Annotated in this window: 11 protein-coding genes; 5 read left to right on the top strand and 6 right to left on the bottom strand. The window is 71.5% G+C overall.

The window, feature by feature from the left end; genetic code table 11:
- The first annotated feature begins 107 nt into the window (after window positions 1-107).
- The 4 genes from ACWCYO_RS25655 to ACWCYO_RS25640 all read left to right on the top strand — a co-directional run bounded on the left by ACWCYO_RS25655 (window position 108) and on the right by ACWCYO_RS25640 (window position 4833).
- Window positions 108-1166, top strand: a complete 1059-nt coding sequence (locus ACWCYO_RS25655; protein ID WP_270145051.1) for a LacI family DNA-binding transcriptional regulator — start codon at window positions 108-110, stop codon at window positions 1164-1166.
- A gap of 130 nt (window positions 1167-1296) precedes the next feature.
- Window positions 1297-2484 carry a S1C family serine protease gene (locus ACWCYO_RS25650; protein ID WP_449785519.1) on the top strand — a complete coding sequence of 396 codons (1188 nt, stop codon included), beginning with the start codon at window positions 1297-1299 and terminating at the stop codon, window positions 2482-2484.
- Between the two features lie 88 nt (window positions 2485-2572).
- Window positions 2573-3343, top strand: a complete 771-nt coding sequence (locus tag ACWCYO_RS25645) for a response regulator transcription factor (RefSeq protein ID WP_270145054.1) — start codon at window positions 2573-2575, stop codon at window positions 3341-3343.
- 38 nt (window positions 3344-3381) lie between these two features.
- Window positions 3382-4833, top strand: coding sequence for a HAMP domain-containing sensor histidine kinase (locus tag ACWCYO_RS25640; RefSeq protein ID WP_449785518.1), 1452 nt, complete (start codon window positions 3382-3384; stop codon window positions 4831-4833).
- Between the two features lie 64 nt (window positions 4834-4897).
- On the opposite strand, the gene ACWCYO_RS25635 is transcribed toward ACWCYO_RS25640, so the two are convergent.
- The 6 genes from ACWCYO_RS25635 to ACWCYO_RS25610 form a co-directional block, all read right to left on the bottom strand.
- Window positions 4898-6697, bottom strand: a complete 1800-nt coding sequence (locus tag ACWCYO_RS25635) for a bifunctional metallophosphatase/5'-nucleotidase (protein WP_449785517.1) — start codon at window positions 6695-6697, stop codon at window positions 4898-4900.
- 232 nt (window positions 6698-6929) lie between these two features.
- Complete coding sequence (locus tag ACWCYO_RS25630) at window positions 6930-8279, bottom strand: ATP-binding protein (RefSeq protein ID WP_449785516.1); 1350 nt, start codon at window positions 8277-8279, stop codon at window positions 6930-6932.
- A gap of 72 nt (window positions 8280-8351) precedes the next feature.
- The gene (locus tag ACWCYO_RS25625; RefSeq protein WP_449785515.1) at window positions 8352-9926 is read right to left on the bottom strand and encodes an SCO6880 family protein; all 1575 of its coding nucleotides are present in this window, start codon (window positions 9924-9926) and stop codon (window positions 8352-8354) included.
- 7 nt (window positions 9927-9933) lie between these two features.
- A complete protein-coding gene (locus ACWCYO_RS25620) occupies window positions 9934-11148 on the bottom strand; it encodes a hypothetical protein (RefSeq protein WP_449785514.1) in 1215 nt (404 codons plus the stop codon).
- 52 nt (window positions 11149-11200) lie between these two features.
- On the bottom strand, window positions 11201-12019 hold the full coding sequence (locus ACWCYO_RS25615; protein WP_449785513.1) for a hypothetical protein: 819 nt from the start codon (window positions 12017-12019) through the stop codon (window positions 11201-11203).
- Between the two features lie 166 nt (window positions 12020-12185).
- A complete protein-coding gene (locus ACWCYO_RS25610; protein ID WP_387624880.1) occupies window positions 12186-12536 on the bottom strand; it encodes a hypothetical protein in 351 nt (116 codons plus the stop codon).
- A gap of 248 nt (window positions 12537-12784) precedes the next feature.
- Here ACWCYO_RS25610 and ACWCYO_RS25605 point away from each other — a divergent pair, with 248 nt between their 5' ends.
- The gene (locus tag ACWCYO_RS25605) at window positions 12785-13939 is read left to right on the top strand and encodes an NlpC/P60 family protein (protein WP_449785512.1); all 1155 of its coding nucleotides are present in this window, start codon (window positions 12785-12787) and stop codon (window positions 13937-13939) included.
- Window positions 13940-13989 lie beyond the last annotated feature (50 nt).

Below are 13989 nucleotides of genomic sequence, written 5' to 3'. Positions count from 1 at the left end.
CCCCCGGGCCCGCCCACGCCCGGCTCGTCCGGATTGCTCCCGGTGTGCCACCGGAACGGCCTCAGGTCCCACTGCCGCCCCGGTGGCCACACGCGTAGACTCCCCCCGTGGCCAAGGTGACGCGCGACGATGTAGCCCGACTGGCTGGGACCTCGACGGCGGTCGTCAGCTACGTGATCAACAACGGGCCGCGCCCGGTCGCGCCCGCGACCCGGGAGAAGGTCCTCGCGGCGATCGAGCAGCTCGGCTACCGGCCGAACAGCGTCGCCCAGGCGATGGCCTCCCGGCGGACCAACCTGATCGGCATGGTCGTCCCCGACGCCCGCCAGCCCTTCTTCGCCGAGATGGCCCACGCCGTCGAACGGGCCGCCTCCGAGCGCGGCAAGCTCGTGCTGATCGGCAACTCCGACTACGTCGACGACCGCGAGGTCCACTACGTCCGCGCCTTCCTCGGCATGCGGGTCTCCGGCCTGATCCTGGTCAGCCAGGGCCCCTCGCAGCGCGCCGCCGAGGAGTTCGCCGCGATGGAGGGGGCGAAGGTGGTGCTGCTGCACCGCCGCCCCGAGGCGATCGACGACGTCGCGGTGGTCACCGACGACGTGGGCGGCGCCGAGGCCGTCGTCCGCCACCTGCTGGAGGTGCACGGGCACCCGTACGTGGCCTGCTTCGGCGGCCCGGTGGAGTCCCCCGCCCCCGGCGACCCGGTCATCGACCACGTCGAGGGCTGGCAGCGCGCCATGGACGCCCACGGCGTCCCCACCGCGCCGCACCTGATCGACGCGCCCTTCCACCGCTACGGCGCGTACGACGTCGCGCTCGGCGTGCTGCGCCGGCCGGACCGGCCGCGGGCGATCTTCTGCTCCACCGACGACCAGGCCATCGGCGTGCTGCGGGCCGCCCGCGAGGTCGGCCTGCGGGTCCCCGAGGACCTCGCGGTGGCCGGCTTCGACGACGTGCCCGAGGCCGCGCTCGCCGACCCGCCGCTGACCACCGTCGCCTCCGACCGCGACGCGATGGCCCGGGCCGCCGTGGACCTGGTGCTGGACGACTCCCTGATGGTGCCCGGATCGGACACCGAGCGGGTCCGCAAGTTCCCGTCCCGCCTGGTCATCCGCCGTTCCTGCGGCTGCGACGGCGCCGCGCCCGGCCGGGCGCTGCCGGAGTAGCCCGGAGCGGAGCCGCCGATTCCGCTCCACAGGCGGCCTGACCAGGCTTTATGAGAAGTCAACGCGCTTCTCGGGGCGTTCTGAGCCGCTTCTCATCCAGCCCTCATCCACCGGGCGGAGCTTGGTCGGCATGAGCGAACAGCAGCAGCACCCCGACGAGCACTACGGCCCGTACGAGCAGCCCCGCATCATCGAGGGCACCGTGCTCGGCGGCGGCGCCGGCAGCACCGACCCGCGCACCGGGTACGGTCAGGACCACGGCTACGGCTACCGCGAGGACCACTCCGGCGGCAGCTTCGACGGACCGCCCCCTCCCCCGCCCATGCCCCCCGAGCCGCCCACCCTGCTCGGGTACCCCTCCGCCGAGGGCCCCGAGGGCCCCGAGGGCCACGGCGGCCACGGCAACCGCGCCCGGCGCGGCCTGCTGCGCGGACGGCTCGCCCTGGTCACCGCCGTCGCCGCGATCGCCGCCGTCATCGGCGGGGTCACCGGCGGGGTCGTCGCCGCCGACCGGCAGTCCTCCGACACCAGGGTCGGCACCATCGCCAGCCCGGTCTCCGCCCGCACCGACGGCAGCGCCAACGTGCCGGCCATCGCCGCCGCCGTCTCGCCCAGCGTCGTCCAGATCACCGTCAAGAGCGGCAACGGCACCGCCACCGGCACCGGCGTCGTCGTGAACGGCAGCGGCCAGATCCTCACCAACTACCACGTGATCGACACCGCGAACGCCGGCGGCCGGATCACCGTCACCTTCAAGGACGGCTCCACCGCCCCCGCCACCGTCACCGGCACCGACAAGAACCTCGACGTCGCCGTGATCACCGCGACCGGCGCCAGGAACCTCACCCCCGCCGTCCTCGGCGACTCCTCCACCGTGGCCGTCGGCGACCCCGTCGTCGCCATCGGCAACCCCGACGGCCTCACCGGCACCGTCACCTCCGGGATCATCAGCGCCGAGAACCGCGACGTCACCGTCCAGCTCGACGAGGGCACCACCAGCGGCAACGGCGGCTTCGGCTTCCCCAACCTGCCCGGCCTGCGCGGCAGCCTCCCGCAGCAGCAGGGCGGCGGCGACACCACCACCTACAAGGCCTTCCAGACCGACGCCGCCCTCAACCCCGGCAACTCCGGCGGCCCGCTGATCAACGCCAACGGCCAGGTCATCGCCATCAACTCGGCCATGTACGCGCCCAACGGCGCCAACTCCACCGCCGGCGGCGGCAGCAGCACGGCCGGCAGCGTCGGCCTCGGCTTCGCCATTCCGATCAACGACATCAAGCAGGTCCTGCCGAAGCTCGAAGCCGGCGAGCGCCTGTGAGCCACAATCCCTGAGAGCCGGTAACCGTCCGCGAGGCGGACAATTGCTTCCAGCAGGCCCTCCACACGACGAGAAAGGGCACCAGCCCATGACCCCGTCCGCCGACGACCGCACCCCCGCCGAGGCCGGCCAGCCCTCCGCCCGGCTCCTCGTGGTCGACGACGAACCCGCCCTCCGGGACGCCCTGGAGAGCAGCCTCGCCTTCGAGGGCTACGAGGTCGCCACCGCCACCGACGGCTACGAGGCCCTGGAGTCCGTCGAACGCGACAAGCCCGACCTCGTCCTGCTGGACATCATGATGCCCCGGATGGACGGCCTCACCGCCGTCCGCCGGATGCGCTCCCGCGGCGACACCGTCCCCGTGCTGATGCTCACCGCCCGCGACGCCGTCGGCGACCGCGTCACCGGCCTCGACGTCGGCGCCGACGACTACCTCGCCAAGCCCTTCGAACTCGACGAACTCCTCGCCCGCGTCCGCGCCCTGCTGCGCCGCAACGCCCTCGCCGCCGAGGCCGCCGCGCGCGCCGCCGCCGAGGACGACAGCGAGGTCCTCGCCTTCGGCGACCTGCGGATGAACACCGCCACCCGCGAGGTCACCCGCGCCGGCAAGCCGGTCGAACTCACCCGCACCGAGTTCATGCTGCTGGAGATGTTCCTCGCCCACCCCCGGCAGGTCCTCACCCGCGAGCAGATCCTCAAGGCGGTCTGGGGCTTCGACTTCGAGCCCTCCTCCAACTCCCTGGACGTGTACGTGATGTACCTGCGCCGCAAGACCGAGCAGGGCGGCATGCCGCGGCTCATCCAGACCGTACGAGGCGTCGGCTACGCCCTGCGCCCGGCCGCCGGCACCGGCGCGTGAACGCTGTTCCGCCGCCGCCGCTGGCTCCGCCGCGCGTGGTGCCCAGCCGCCGCCAGCGCATCGTCCACTGGCTCCGCTCCCGCTCGCTGCGCGGCCGCCTCACCTTCCTGAGCGCGGCAGCGGTGGCGGTGGCGATCGCGCTGTCGGCGCTGGCCTGCTGGTTCATCGTGCACAAGCAGCTCTACGGCCAGGTGGAGACGGAGCTACGCAATGCGCCGGCTCCACGAGGGGTGACCCTCCACGTCCCCTGTCCCAGCACACCTGAGGCGGCACTACAGAAGGTGCAGACAGCTCCGCCCGAGGTGACGGGAGGTCCCGTCCCCCGGGACACCCAGTACGTCCTGGCGGATCCGGTCCAGGTCTGTCTACCCCCGAGCGCCAGCAGCGCGATCGCAATCCAGAAAAGTGACATCGAGGCCCTCCAACACTCGGGCAGCCAATCGATCATCCGCGACGGCCACTACACCAACGGTGATCCCGCCATGGTCCGAGTCTCCGTATTCCGCCGCCCCGGTCTCCCGCCCGTGCTGGTGATGGTGGCTACACCGACCAAGTCCGTCGAGGACTCCCTCCAGGGCCTCGCCATCCTCCTCGGCGCCGTCTCCCTCGGCGGCATCCTCCTCGCCGCCGTCGCCGGCCGCCTCGTCGCCCACTCCTCCCTCAAGCCCGTCGACCAACTCACCGACGCCGTCGAGCACATCGCCCGCACCGAGGAGGTCGGCACCACCATCCCGGTGCACGGCGACGACGAGATCGCCCGCCTTTCCACCTCCTTCAACTCGATGAGCACCGCCCTCGCCAACTCCCGCGAGCGCCAGACCCGGCTGATCGCCGACGCGGGCCACGAGCTGCGGACGCCCCTCACCTCGCTGCGCACCAACGTCGACCTGCTGATCCGCAGCGACGACACCGGCCGTCCGCTGCCCCCGGCGACCAAGACCAAGCTGCTGGGCAACATGAAGGCGCAGATGCAGGAACTCACCGTCCTGATCGGGGACCTGCTGCAGCTGTCCCGCCCCGACACCCCGAAGGCCGGCCCCAGCCTGACCGTGGTCGCGCTGCACGAGATCGCCGGCCGGGCCGTCGAACGGGCGAAGCTCCGCGGACCCGGGCTGGTCTTTGAGACGACCACCGAGCCCTGGTACGTGCACGGCGACGCGGCCGGCCTGGAGCGGGCCGTGATCAACCTGCTGGACAACGCGGTCAAGTACAGCCCGCCCGGGGGCACCATCGAAGTCCGGCTCCAGCAGGGCGTGCTGACCGTCCGCGACCACGGTCCGGGCATTCCGCCGGACGAGCTGCAGTACGTCTTCGACCGGTTCTGGCGTTCCCCCTCCTCGCGCCAGCTCCCGGGCTCCGGCCTCGGCCTGTCGATCGTCGCGCAGAGCGTGCGGGACGCGGGCGGCGAGGTCGCCCTCGGCCCGGCCGAGGACGGCGGCCCCGGCGCCCTGGCCACCGTCCGGCTGCCCGGCGGCCCCGCCCCCGAATAGACGGGAAACAGAACGGGCGGGGCGCCCCGACAGCGCCCCGCCCGTCCTCATTCCCGGCTCACGGTCAGTCGATGTCACTGCCCGGGCCGAGGACCTTGACCCGGTCCTGCGCCGGCGGCTTCAGCGGCGAGGAGGCCGAGCTGTGGGCCGCCAGGTAGGCCGTGAAGACGGCCAGGTCGGAGACGCCGACGAGCTTGTCGGTGCCGGCCGCGAAGGCCGGGAAGCCGTCGCCGCCGCCGGCCAGGAACTCGTTGGCCGCGACCCGGTACTTGGCGGCCGGGTCGACCGGCGCGCCGTTCAGCCGGATCGAGTCCAGCACCACCCGGTCCGCGCCGGTCTTGCGCATGTCCAGGGTGTAGTGCAGGTTCGAGGACACCTGGAGGACCTTCGGCGCCGCGCCGTTGAGGCCGCTCACCTGCTGCTGCAGCAGCTGGATCAGCTGGGCCCCGGTCAGCGTCTTGACCTGCATCATGTTGGTGAACGGCTGGACGGTGAACGCCTCCCCGTAGGTCACCACGCCGTCGCCCTCACCGCCCGAGGCCTTGTACACCAGGTCGGAGCGCAGGCCCCCGGGGTTCATGAAGGCGACCTGCGCCCCGCCCTTGTCGGCTGGGGCGAGCGCCTCCAGCTGCGCGTCGGCGATCACGTCGCCGAGCGGCTTCTCCAGGTCACTGCTGCCGCGGCCGTTGATGTCGGCGGAGATGTAGCCGATCGGGCGGTTGGCGATCGGGGCGGCCAGCTTGGCGTAGTGGTCGATCAGCGCCGTCATGTCCGGGGCCTTCTCGACCGTGCGCCGCACCACGTGGTTCTCGGCCTTGACCGACGGGCGGACGATCTCGCCGGTGGTCTTGTCCAGCTTCATGTCGATCTCGGTGAACAGCCGGCCGAAGGAGGCGGCACTGGTCACCGAGCGCGGCACGCCGTTGGGGTCGGGGATGCTGCAGGCGTACGCGTTGTGGGTGTGGCCGGTGACGATGGCGCCGACCGCCGGGTCGATCTTCCTGGCGATGTCGACGATCGGGCCGGAGATGCCCTGCCCGGCCGGGCCGCAGTCGTAGTTGTAGACGCTGCTGGCCGGGTAACCGCCCTCGTGGATCAGCGCGACGATCGAGTTGACTCCCTCGGCCTTCAGCTCGGCGGCGTACTTGTTGATCGTGGTGACCTCGTTGGCGAACTTCAGGCCCTTGACGCCCTCGGCGGTCACGATGTTCGGCGTGCCCTCCAGGGTGACGCCGATGAAGCCGATCTTCACGCCCTGGGACTTGGTCACCCAGTACGGCGGCAGCAGGGTCTTGCCGGTCTTCTCGTCGGTGACGTTGGCCGACAGGTAGTTGAAGTTGGCGCCCTTGAAGGTCCGACCGGGCTCGTAGCAGCCGTCGGTCGGGTGGCAGCCGCCCTCCTGCTTGCGCAGCAGCTCGGCCGCGCCCTGGTCGAACTCGTGGTTGCCGACCGAGGTGACGTCCAGGCCGAGCTCGTCCATCGCCTCGATGGTCGGCTCGTCGTGGAACAACGCCGAGGTGAGGGGGCTGGCACCGACGATGTCGCCGGCCGCGACGGTGATCGAGTCGTCGGCCGGGATCCGCGCCTTGCGCAGCTCGGTGGCCAGGTACTCGATGCCGCCGGCCGGGGTCGAGACGACCTGACCGGTGGCCGGATCGACCTCCTTGATCGTGCCGGAGGAGCCGGCCGGCGGCTCCAGGTTTCCGTGGAAGTCGTTGATCGCCAGCAGCTGGAGGTTGACGGTCCTGTGACGCTTGGCGTTGGCGTCGGCGGCCTGAGCGGCCGTCGGCACGGCCACCGTGCCGAACAGACCTGCGGCGGCGACGACGGCGAGCGCCGTCCGTCGTGATCTGACGGTGAGCATGAAAGGTTCCCCTGCACCTTGGAGGACCGCGCGACGGCGGAGGACACCGGCGCGCGGGCGATGAGTTGCGCGAGTGCAGCCTAGGGTCAACGCGCGTAGCTGTCAGGACGTCGGACATAACGAGAGGATCACCTGCTGACGAACCATCGCCTCCGGGCCGGGACGGGCAGCCTGCGCACGATCCCTCCGACGCCTGTCGGGCCGCTGCGTCGACTCCCGGTCGGAGCTCCGGTCAGACGCCCGGTTCGGCCGCCAACTGCCGCTCGGCCCGCTCCCGTTCGGCCACCGCGTCCTCGGTCATCGCACGGTCCGTGTACACCAGCGGCCGCTCGGTGTCGGTGATGATGTGCTTGACCACCTGGACGTTGCCGTTGACGTCCCACACCGCGATGCCCGGCGACAGGGTCGGGATGATCTCCACCGCCCAGCGCGGCAGCCCCAGTACCCGCCCGGTGGCCCGCGCCTCCTCGGCCTTCTGCATGTAGATCGTCCGGGTGGAGGCCATCTTCAGGATCGCCGAGGCCTCCTTGGCCGCCGCGCCGTCCACCACGTCCGACAGGTGGTGCACCACGGCGACGAAGGAGAGCCCGAGCCGGCGGCCGAACTTCAGCAGCCGCTGGAACAGCTGGGCCACGAAGGGGCTGTTGATGATGTGCCAGGCCTCCTCGACCAGGAAGATGCGCTTCTTCCGGTCCGGCCGGATCCAGGTGTGCTCCAGCCACACCCCGACGATCGCCATCAGGATCGGCATCGCGATCGAGTTGCGGTCGATGTGCGAGAGGTCGAAGACGATCAGCGGCGCGTCCAGGTCGATGCCGTCGGTGGTCGGGCCGTCGAACATGCCGCGCAGGTCACCGTCGACCAGCCGGTCCAGCACCAGCGCCACGTCCAGGCCCCAGGACTGCACCTCGTCCACCGCCACGCCCAGCGACTCCACCGAGGACAGCTCGGGGCTGCGCAGGGTGTCGATGATGTCGTCCAGCACCGGCTGACGGTCCTTCACCGTGGCCACCACGTGGGCGTGCGCGGCCTTCAGCGCGAAGCCCGCCCGCTCCTCCAGGCCGCGCCCCATCGCCACCTCGATGATGGTGCGCAGCAGCGACAGCTGGCCGGTCTGGGTGATCGCCGGGTCCAGCGGGTTGAGCTTCACCCCGCCGTCCCGGGCCGCCATCGGGTCCAGCCGGATCGACTTTATGCCCAGCGCGTTGGCGATCAGGTTCCACTCGCCCACGCCGTCCTCGCCCTGCGCGTCGAGCACCACGACCTGCCGGTCGCGGAACCTCAACTGCCGCAGCACGTAGGTCTTCTCCAGCGCCGACTTGCCGTTGCCGGACTCCCCCAGCACCAGCCAGTGCGGGGCCGGCAGCTGCTGCCCGTACAGCTGGAAGGGGTCGTACACGTAGCCCTTGCCGCTGTACACCTCCCGCCCGATGATCACCCCCGAGTCGCCCAACCCCGGTGCGGCCGTGGGCAGGTAGACCGCCTGCGCCTGCCCGGTGGAGGTGCGCACCGGCAGCCGGGTGGTCTCCACCTTGCCGAACATCAGGCTGGTGAACGCGTCGGTGAGGTTGCCGAGCGCCATGGGCGGCCTCCTGGTGCCAGCAGTAGGGGGTGGACGGGCGTGGTACGGGGGGACGGGGGGCGGTCGCGACGGTCAGCGGCGGATGCCGGTGGCGAACGGCAGGGTGTTGACGAAGGCCCGGTGGTGCTCGCGGTCGCACCACTCCAGCTTGAGGTAGCTCTTGCCGGCCGACGCCCGGATGGTCCGCTTGTCGCGGGCCAGCGCGTCGGGGTTGCGCGAGGAGACCGTGATGTAGCCGACCAGGTTCACCCCGGCCGCGCCGGAGGCCAGGTCGTCACCGCGCTGGTCCACCCGGCCGGTGTGCGCCAGGTCGCGCGGGTCGACCGTGCGGTTCATCTTGGCCGCGCGGTTGGCCTCCGCCTCGTCGTTGGTCTTCTCGGTCAGCATCCGCTCGATCGCGACGTCGGTGGGCTCCAGGTCCATCGTCACCGCGACCGTCCGGATCACGTCCGGGGTGTGCACCAGCAGCGGCGCCAGGAAGTTGACCCCCACCGGGGTCAGCGGCCACTCCTTGACCCACGCGGTGGCGTGGCACCACGGCTCCCGGGTCGCCGACTCGCGGGTCTTCGCCGTCAGGTACTGCGGGTGGGTCGCGTCCAGCTCGGCCGGCCAGGCGTTGCGCCGGGACATCGCCTGGATGTGGTCGATCGGGTGGTCCGGGTCGTACATCGAGTGCAGCAGCGAGGACAACCGGGCCTGGCCCAGCGGCTGGCGCACCCGGATGTCCGCCTCGGCCAGCCGGGCGCAGATGTCGGTCAGCTCGCGGGCCATCACGGCCGCCAGCCCGTCGTCGTCCCGGGCCCGCCTGCCGGTCGCCGTACGGCCCATCGCGTGCGCCTCTGCGGCCAGGTCACGGGTGTAGTGCATGCACGCCACCAGGTACGCCCGGTGCTGCTCCGAGGAGGTCGACACCATCGACTGCAGCTGGTCGTACGACTCCTGCAGCCAGCGCGGCGCGTCGTGGTCGCCGCGCCGCTCCACGTCCTTGGCGTGCGCGTCCGGGTCGGCCGGCAGGGTGCGGGCCAGGATCTGCAGCCTGGTCACGAAGCCGTCCCCGTTGGCGACGTGCTTCAGCAGCGTGCCGAAGCGGTCGACCAGGGCCTCCTGGTCCTCCGAGTCGCGCAGCCCGACGCCCGGGCCCTCGATCTCGATCGCGGCCGTCACCGTCCGCCGCTCCAGGTGCATCAGCACCCCGACCTCGTCCGGCCCGAACGGCGCGGTCAGCCAGCGCAGCCGCCCCACGCCGGGCGGCGGGCCGATCTCCACCTCCCGGCCGTCCATCCGGGTGCCCGCGTCCATCGCGTCCGAGCGCCACACCGAACGCCCGCTGCGGACCATCCGGCGGTAGGTGCGGTTGATCTCCACCCACCTGTAGAACGTCCGCTTGCGGTACGGCACGTAGACCGCCGCGATGGCCAGCAGCGGCAGGCCGAGCAGACCGGCGATCCGCAGCGGAAGGACCGGCATCAACAGGCCCCAGAGCATCCCGAGGAACGCCCCGAAGATGATCAGCAGGATCTCGCCGGACTCCCGGTTCCGGCCGATCGGCGCGTTCGGGCGGGCCTTGCCGATCAGGTAGGTGCGGCGCTGGTGCACGTACGGCTGGGCGTACTGGGCACCGTACTGGCCGAGCGGTTCGCTGCTCACTTACCCGTCACCCTCCCTTCGCTGGATTGCTGTCGCGGATCGGAACCGGGGCCGCCTGCGGCGGCCCGGCCTGCGGCGGTGGGGCCGGCGTCCGGCCGGCGTGCGCGGCGATCCCGGGCGCCACCGAACCGCCGCCCGCACCGCCACCCCCGCCGGCCGCCTGCGGACCGCGATCGCCGTGGGTGGTGATGCCCTGCTTCATCAGGTTCGCGGTGCCGTTGATCATCGCCGAGCCGGCCTGCACCGCGCTGGCCCGGGCCCGGCGCATGTTCAGCATCTCGTCGCCGAAGGTCGGGACGAAGCGGTACACCGCGGCGCTGGCGAAGATCGACAGGAACAGGATCGCCAGCCCGGACAGCACCCGGGCGAAGTCGTCGTTGGCCCCGGCCCCGGTCGCCACCGCACCCGCCAGACCCAGGATGATCACGATGATCGGCTTCGCCAGGTCGACCGCCAGCATCATCCCGGCCCACCGGCGCACGTGCTTCCACAACTGCCGGTCCACCAGCCCCGCGTACACCGCCGTCCCCAGCAGCGCCCCCACGTACAGCATCGCCGCCCGGATCACCAGCTCGATCCATAGCACCGCCGCCGCCAGCACCGCGACCAGCGACACGATCACCAGGATCAGCGGACCGCCGCCGACGTTCCCCTTCTCCAGGGTGTCGGCGAACCCGCCCAGGTACGTCCCGGTGTCCGACTTCGTCCCGACCGCGATCGCCTTGGTCAGCCCGTCCGTCACGCTCACCACGGTGTACAGGATCAGCGGCGTGAACGCGGAGGCCACCACGGTCAGCCACAGGAAGCCGACCGCCTCCGAGATCGCCGTCGTCAACGGCGCCCCCCGCACCGCCCGCTTGGTCACGGCCAGCAGCCACAGCACCAGCGTGATCACGGTCGACACCGCGAACACCACGGCGTACTGCTGCAGGAACGACTGGTTGGTGAAGTCCACCGACGTCGTCCCGTCGATCGCCCCCGACAGGTTCCGCACCACCCAGGCCGCCGCCTGGGCGCAGCCCTTGGCGAGCGAACCGAGCGGGTCGGTGACGTTGTTGACGGCGCCGCTCCCGGGGATGACGACCGCTCCGTTGGGAGCGCAGCCGGCATCGCTGCCCGGGATCGGGAGATCGACTTTCTGGCAGGTGGGTGTGGCGGTCGGCGACGGATCGGCGAACACCCGCTGGGCCGCCATCATCACCGCCACCTGCAGGGTGACCAAGGCGCCGACCACCGTGCCCGCACGGCGTGCGGTCGATCGGTGCGTGGTCTGGTCAACGGGCATAGCGGAACCCCCCGAACTGCTGGACGGCGCCGGTGATCTCCTCGGCGGTTGCGGCCTGCTGGTCTCCGGGCATCGGCGCGGGGCCCTGCCTGCTGGTGAAGTCGGTGAGTTTCCAGTCGCTTCCCGTCCAGTGGAGCGAGAGCGCGAGGGTGAACCAGTTGGCGGTCACCGGCTGGACGGAGCGTTCGCCGGCGAGGCCGGTGAGGCCGGCGCACCACACCTCGACCTTGGCGTCCGCGTCGCTGTAGCCCGTCGACTTGGTGCCGGCCGGGATGGTGCGGCTGACGAAGGTGAGGCCCTTCGGGGCGCGGCCCTGGGCGTCGAGGCCGTAGCGGGCGGCGGTGTCGCCGCCGAAGCCCTGGTCGAGCCGGCTCTGCAGCGCCGCCGCCGCCCCCGGGTCGGCGATGGTGGCGACGATGGTGTGGCGGCTGTCGGTGCGGAACATGTCCGCGGAGCCGATCGCCACCGCGTAGTTGGCGGCGGCGGACTGGGCGCCCTGGTCGCTGTGCGGGAAGCCGGAGGCGATGCCGTTGACGGTGGTGCCGACGGGCTGGTCGCCGCTGGGGGCCGGACCGGCGCCGGAGGCGGCGCCCGGGGCGGCGCGGTCGGCGGAGCTGCCGCCGCCGCTGCCGGTGCCGGGTTTGCCGCGGTTGGCGATGGAGATGGCGACGACGAGCAGGGTGACGACCACCAGGACGGTCAGCAGGGTGCGCAGTGGTCGTGACTGACGGAGGGTCTGGGGTGCGGAGGGCTGTGCGTCGACCGGCAGCCGCGTACGGGTGTGCGGCTGGTCGTCGGACAACGGCACGGCGGCCCTCCTGGTGCGGGGAGCCGGGGCGGCTCCGGGGGCCCTCCGGCCTGGGGCGGGCGCGGACGGAGGGTGGGAACGGGGTTGGAGTCCTGGCTGGTCGGCCACTGGGGAGATCCGGGCGGGAGCCTGCCCTCAGGCGGGCCGGGTCACTGCTGTCCTATCGTCAGATCGCCATGCCGTAGACAATGGTGAACAGTGTGCCGAGTGATCCGATGATGAACACGCCGGTCAGCCCGGCGATGATCAGCCCCTTGCCCTGTTCGGCGCCGAAGCTGTCGCGCATCGCGGTCGCACCGATCCGCTGTTTGGCCGCGCCCCAGACCGCGATGCCGAGGCAGACCAGGATGGCGACGGCCATGATGACCTCGACCATCACCCGGGCCTCCGACCCGAGGCTCGCGAACGGCCCCCAGTCCGGGGCGATCCCACCGATGATGGTGTCGATGCTCGGCTTCTTAGGGGGGTCATCGGCCAGGTGGCCGACCGCATAGGTGTGCACGCTGCTCAGGTTCATTTCCATCTCACCGCCCGATCAGGCAAATTCAAGGGCCCGGACCCCGCCCGCGCGAAGGGTCGGTGCCTATTCTTGGCCAGATCTGATGTCGACTTGGCTACTTCTCGCGGATTGGTCGTGAGGCGTCGGACACGTACGCGAGGATGTCCACCGTACGAAGGATAGCGCTCACTCTTTGTATCTCTGATGATTGCGGTGAGCAACGCCTTCCGGGACACTTCGACTGACGATTCGTCGGGATGGTGCTGATGGTACTCCGGAGGGCCGGTACGGCCGCCGCTGCGGCGGGAGTTGTCGCGTTCGGATTCCTCGGCCTGGTGACGATGGGGACGTATGCGGCAAGTGGGACGCCGCAGCAGTCGGCGAATCGTTCCGCCCTCTCTCCCGGAACCGTCCCGGCGGCCTACCAGGACGCGTTCCAGAAGTGGGGCTCGTTCTGCCCGGAGATCTCCCCGCCAATGCTCGCGGCGCAGCTGTACCAGGAAAGCGGTTTTGATCCCAAGGCCCAATCCCCGGTCGGGGCACAGGGAATGGCGCAGTTCATGCCGGGCACCTGGCCGGTGTACGCCACGGACGGTGACGGGGACGGCAAGAAGGACGTCTGGAACCCGTACGACGCGATCGCCACCGCGGCGGTGTACGACTGCGCGCTGGCCAAGGACGTCGCCGGCGTACCGGGCGACCCGCAGGCCAACATGCTGGCCGCGTACAACGCCGGCCCGTACGCGGTGACGAAGAACCAGGGCGTCCCGCCGTACAAGGAGACCCAGGGCTACGTGCGGAACATCCAGGCGATGGCCCGCAGTTTCACCGCCCAGACCGCGCCGGTGGAGGTGTCCGCCCAGTCGGCCGGCGCGATCTACTACGCCCAGACCAAGCTCGGCACGCCGTACTTGTGGGGCGGTGAGGGCCTGGCCTCGCAGAACGGGCAGTTCGACTGCTCCGGGCTCACCCTCCGCGCGTTCGCCTCCGTGGGCATCGACCTGCCCCGGGTGGCCAACGACCAGTGGTACGCCGGGCCGCACCCGTCGCGCGATCAGCTGCGGCCGGGCGACCTGGTGTTCTTCGCGACGGACCTGAGCGATCCGCGGAGCATCCACCACGTCGGGATCTACGTCGGCGGCGGCTACATGATCAACGCGCCTCACACCGGGGCGGTGATCCGCTACGACAAGATCGACACCAAGGAGTACATCGGAGCGACCCGGGTCACCTCGGACGGCGCCCAGGCACTGCCGACCCGCGACCACAACGGCAACGGCGCGGTCAACCCGCCGAGCCGCCCGGGCACCACGGCGCCGACCACCCCGGCGGCGACCGCCAACCCCGCGGCCGCCGCCCCGGCCGCCCCGACGGCTCCGAGCCGGTTCGACAACACCGGTGGAACCGGCGGGACCGGCTGAGTCGTCCGTCGATCTGTGTGCGGGCTGTGGACGCTGAGTCAAGTTTCCAT

Source organism: Kitasatospora sp. NPDC001683 (genome assembly GCF_053596495.1).
This window is presented reverse-complemented; position numbering and strand designations above follow the sequence as displayed.

Excerpts from the sequence above, each read along its gene's own strand:
- ACWCYO_RS25605 (WP_449785512.1), top strand. The coding sequence starts at position 12,785 with ATGGTACTCCGGAGGGCCGGTACGGCCGCCGCTGCGGCGGGAGTTGTC.
- ACWCYO_RS25650 (WP_449785519.1), top strand. The coding sequence starts at position 1,297 with ATGAGCGAACAGCAGCAGCACCCCGACGAGCACTACGGCCCGTACGAG.
- ACWCYO_RS25610 (WP_387624880.1), bottom strand. The coding sequence starts at position 12,536 with ATGAACCTGAGCAGCGTGCACACCTATGCGGTCGGCCACCTGGCCGAT.
- ACWCYO_RS25645 (WP_270145054.1), top strand. The coding sequence starts at position 2,573 with ATGACCCCGTCCGCCGACGACCGCACCCCCGCCGAGGCCGGCCAGCCC.
- ACWCYO_RS25635 (WP_449785517.1), bottom strand. The coding sequence starts at position 6,697 with ATGCTCACCGTCAGATCACGACGGACGGCGCTCGCCGTCGTCGCCGCC.
- ACWCYO_RS25630 (WP_449785516.1), bottom strand. The coding sequence starts at position 8,279 with ATGGCGCTCGGCAACCTCACCGACGCGTTCACCAGCCTGATGTTCGGC.